The sequence below is a fragment of the Trichococcus sp. genome, assembly GCF_049589555.1.
Classification (GTDB): Bacteria; Bacillota; Bacilli; order Lactobacillales; family Aerococcaceae; genus Trichococcus.
Genome location: NZ_JBAWAZ010000278.1, coordinates 1 through 3,082, shown reverse-complemented (window position 1 = coordinate 3,082; position 3,082 = coordinate 1). Strand labels below are relative to the sequence as shown.

2 protein-coding genes are annotated in these 3,082 nt (G+C 51.7%); both read left to right on the top strand.

Annotated elements, in window-relative coordinates:
- The coding region (locus tag WBV27_RS10020) for an aldo/keto reductase (RefSeq protein ID WP_424201685.1) at positions 1-658 on the top strand (658 nt) is incomplete at its 5' end.
- Positions 659-1,297: 639 nt separating this feature from the next.
- Positions 1,298-2,338, top strand: coding sequence for a branched-chain amino acid aminotransferase (locus tag WBV27_RS10015; RefSeq protein ID WP_424201687.1), 1,041 nt, complete (start codon positions 1,298-1,300; stop codon positions 2,336-2,338).
- Positions 2,339-3,082: the final 744 nt, after the last annotated feature.

Genomic DNA, 3,082 nt, shown 5'->3' with positions numbered 1-3,082 from the left:
CAACAATCCGGCTTTCCTGACGGAGCAGGTCGAAAACAGCCTGAGACGTTTGCAGACCGACCATATCGACCTTTACTACATCCATTTTCCGGATGAAAAGACACCCAAAGCCGAAGCGGTCGGCGCGCTGCATCGACTGAAGGAGCAAGGGGAGATCCGTGCCATCGGCGTCTCCAATTTCAATCTGGAGCAGCTGAAGGAAGGCAACGCCAACGGCTACATCGACGTTGTCCAGGATGAATACAACCTCCTGAACCAGTCGGCCGAGGAGAAACTTTTCCCTTACTGCCGCGAACAGGGCATCTCCTTCATCCCGTACTTCCCTTTCGCGTCAGGGTTGTTGGCCGGCAAGTACACGGAAGGTTCGGTCCTGTCGGAGAAACAACAGCAGCGTCCGCAGTTCCAGGGCGACACCTACAAAGACATCCTGAAGCGTGTGGATCAGATCCGGCCGATCGCTAAGAAGCACCGGACCGGGCTGCAGAATGTCGTGTTGGCCTATTATCTGTCCAAAGATATCGTCGATGCCGTCATTCCGGGAGCACGCAATCGGCAGCAAGTGCTTGAGAACCTTGAAGCCGCAGAAGTCCGTTTGGATGCGGAGGACATCGCATTGATCCAACAAGCTTTCCCGGCGTCTTACCGGTTGCCGAAATGATTTTCTGATTGTCGAAAAACCCTTAGATTACAAAATGATGAAAAAAGCATTTGACATTCATTAGCTTCAGGCATAGAATTACATCATAATCTAACAAACAGAAGGGGGAGAATGAGAATGGATGCGACTTGCAGAATGTGTACGTTACTAAACAAAAAGAAAGCGTCGTTCTCATTCGATGCCCTAGTCATTCTAAAAGTGATTTAGCCCAGGATTCTTACTTATTACAAGTAGAGTCCTCTTTCCGTTTCATTGGGCTCTCATTAAAGAATGAGCCTAATCACATAGGCTCGTTCTTTTTTTATAGATTTGAAAAGTATAAAATATTTTGAATCCAAAAGTGCATCACCTTCGGTGTTTTATAGGTTTTCTAAATGTTTTATGCAATCAAAACAGTTGGCTAGCTTCACGGGTAAGCCCTTCGGAAATTAGATAAATCGTACCTATTGCGCTCTGCGATGCTCAGTTGCATGGGAGTCTTAGGGATTCATCCCTTAGACTCCCAGTACAAGGTGACCGTAGGGAACGTTGCGGAGCACGATTTCCTAAATTTCTTTCAGGGCTGAACGAACCCGTTCAGCTTTTCTCATCGTTAATTCTGATAAATAATATAGATATGGAGTGGTTTGGATGACAGAAATGACACAGACAGCAGAACAGAAAGCGTTGAACATCGATTGGGAAAATCTAGGGTTCAGTTACATCAAGACGGATTACCGCTTCATTTCTTATTGGAAAGACGGTAAATGGGACGACGGCGAAATGACGACCGACAACAAAGTCCACATCAGCGAAGGGTCTCCGGTTCTGCACTACGGCCAATCCTGCTTCGAGGGGATGAAGGCGTATCGCACAAAAGACGGCAGCATCAACCTGTTCCGTCCTGACGAAAATGCCAAACGGATGATCAACAGCTGCCAACGCCTGTTGATGCCTGAGTTTCCGGTGGAAAAATTTGTCGAAGCCGCTAAAGCAGTAGTCAAAGCCAATGAAAAATGGGTGCCGCCATACAACACAGGCAGCACACTCTATCTGCGCCCTTACTTGATGGGTGTCGGCGACAACATCGGCGTCAGCCCAGCGACCGAATACATCTTCTCCATCTTCGCGATGCCGGTTGGCCCTTACTTCAAAGGCGGCTTGACGCCGACGAACTTCATCGTGTCCGACTATGACCGTGCTGCTCCGCACGGTACTGGTGCAGCGAAGGTCGGCGGAAACTACGCAAGCAGCTTGCTGCCTGGTAAAGAAGCGCATGATCGCAACTTCAGCGACTGCATCTACTTGGATCCAGCAACACACACGAAGATCGAAGAAGTGGGTTCCGCGAACTTCTTCGGCATCACGAAGGACAACCGTTTCGTGACTCCGAAATCACCATCCATCCTGCCAAGCATCACCAAGTACTCTTTGTTGTATTTGGCTGAGCACCACTTGGGCATGGAAGTCGAAGAAGGCGATGTCTACATCGACAAGCTGGATGAATTCAGCGAAGCCGGCGCATGCGGTACAGCCGCAGTCATCTCTCCAATCGGCGGCATCCAGTACGGCGACAATTTCCACGTCTTCAATTCCGAAACAGAAGTCGGACCTGTGACACGCAAATTGTATGAAGAACTGACCGGCATCCAATTCGGCGACTTAGAAGCGCCGGAAGGTTGGATCGTGAAAGTAGACTAAGCAAATAGATAGCAATGCAGCTCGCCCACGGCCTTTTTGCTGGAGGAGAGCTGTTTTTTTGTGTTGGCGACTGACGGAGAAGAACGCCCAGCTCCGATGAGCAGAGCGTTGCCCGGAGTACAGCGTGCGCGCCAACGATCAACTTCGGCGAGCGAATGCTGGCCGGAGGAGAGGCGGTATTCGGCAGCCGAACTCCGGCGAAGCCGACGTGGCTGGAGGTGACATTTTTCTGTGGTTTCCATCTCCGGCGAGGAACACCTTCCCCGGAGGACGGCGTCAGCTCCGATGAGCGGTGCGCTGGCCGGAGAACAGCGTGCGCGCCAACGACCAACTTCGGCGAGCGAATGTTGTCCGGAGGAGAGTCGGTATCCGGCAGTCGAACTCCGGCGAAGCCGACGCGGCCGGAGGTGACATTTTTCTGAGATCACTACCTCCGGCGAGAGTCACCTTCCCCGGAGGAGGCCGTCAGCTCCGGTGAAAGGTATACTGCCCGGAGTACAGCGTGCGCGCCAACGATCAACTTCGGCGAGCGAATGCTGGCCGGAGCAGAGGCGATTTGTGGCAGTCGAACTCCGGCGAAGCCGACGTGGCCGGAGGTGACATTTTTCCGGGATGCTCTTCTCCGGCGAGAACCACCTTCCCCGGAGCACAGGAGAATCGCACAATCAATGCATATCTGTGGCATTCCCAGCCACTTTTGGCTATGATTAAGCTATAGAGCTTGGCGGGAGGAAAAAGCAATGA